We start from the raw sequence: 1,285 nt of genomic DNA, 5'->3' as shown, positions 1-1,285 counted from the left end.
CGGATACCGGGGTCAGGGTCAGCGCAGCAGGCTCAGCACGCTCTGCGAGGCCTGGTTGGCCTGCGCGAGCATGCTGGTCCCGGCCTGGGACAGGATCTGGTTGCGCGTGAACTTGGTCATCTCCTGCGCCATGTCCGTGTCGCGGATCGAGCTCTCGGAGGCGGTCAGGTTCTCGACCGACACGTTGAGGTTGTTGATCTTGTGCTCGAACCGGTTCTGCACCGCACCCAGCTTGGAACGCTCGGAGGAGACCGTCGCGATCGCGGTGTCGATCGCGGTGATGGCCGCCGAGGCGCTGGCGGTGGACGACAGGGCGACCGCGGTGCTGGAGACACCGAGGGTCGAGGCCGACATCGAGCCGATGGAGACCGACAGGGTCTCACCGGACTCCGAACCGACCTGGAAGGACTTGCTGGAGAAGGTGCCGTCCAGCAGGGCCTGCCCGTTGAACTTGGTGCGGCCGGAGATGTCGTCCAGCTCCGAGGAGAGCTGGGTGAACTCGTCGTTGGCCGCGGCCTGGGAGGTGGTGTTCTGCGAGCCACCGTTGGCCGCCTGCACCGCGAGGTCACGCATGCGCTGCAGGATGGCGTGCGTCTCGTTGAGCGCGCCATCGGCGGTCTGGACGACGTTGACGCCGTCCTGGGCGTTGCGGACGGCGACCTTGAGGCCACCGATCTGCCCACGCAGCCCCTCGGAGATGGACAGGCCGGCCGCGTCGTCGGCGGAACGGTTGATCCGCAGACCCGAGGACAGCTTCTCCAGCGAGGAGGACTGCGCCTTGTCCGTGGCGTTGAGGTTCCGGTAGGAGTTCAGCGCCGCGATGTTGTTGTTGATCCGAAGACCCATGATGATCATCCTCCGTGAGTGGTGGCGGCCCCGGGTGGGACCTGCCGGGCCTTCCGTGGCCCGGCGACACCAGATTCATCGGCCCCCACGCCCGCGACCTGAACGTCCGAACGGGTGAAGCACCCCGCCGGCCCCGGGAGCTCGGACCCACCCGCAGGACCCGGGAACGCCGAAGGGCGGGAGATCCGAAGATCCCCCGCCCCTCGTGATGGAACGACCAGGCTCAGCGCAGCAGGCTCAGCACGTTCTGCGAGGCCTGGTTGGCCTGCGCGAGCATGCTGGTCCCGGCCTGGGACAGGATCTGGTTGCGCGTGAAGCGCGTCATCTCCTGCGCCATGTCGGTGTCGCGGATCGAGCTCTCCGAGGCGGTCAGGTTCTCGACCGACACGTTGAGGTTGTTGATCTTGTGCTCGAACCGGTTCTGCACCGCACCCAGCTT

The 1,285-nt window shown here is 67.2% G+C and carries 2 protein-coding genes; both read right to left on the bottom strand.

The window, feature by feature from the left end:
* Positions 1 to 18: 18 nt before the first annotated feature.
* The gene (locus tag ACFFKU_RS18495; RefSeq protein WP_380140340.1) at positions 19 to 846 is read right to left on the bottom strand and encodes a flagellin N-terminal helical domain-containing protein; all 828 of its coding nucleotides are present in this window, start codon (positions 844 to 846) and stop codon (positions 19 to 21) included.
* 223 nt (positions 847 to 1,069) lie between these two features.
* A partial coding sequence (locus tag ACFFKU_RS18490; protein ID WP_380140339.1) for a flagellin occupies positions 1,070 to 1,285 on the bottom strand: 216 nt, incomplete at its 5' end.

Origin of the sequence: Kineococcus gynurae (assembly GCF_042433995.1) — a bacterium.
Lineage (GTDB): Bacteria > Actinomycetota > Actinomycetes > Actinomycetales > Kineococcaceae > Kineococcus > Kineococcus gynurae.
The sequence above is the reverse complement of the archived record's forward strand: the minus strand, read 5'-3'. Positions and strand labels throughout refer to the sequence as shown.

Bases quoted from the DNA above. Each gene is read 5' to 3' on its own strand.
- ACFFKU_RS18495 (WP_380140340.1), bottom strand. From the start codon at position 846: ATGGGTCTTCGGATCAACAACAACATCGCGGCGCTGAACTCCTACCGG.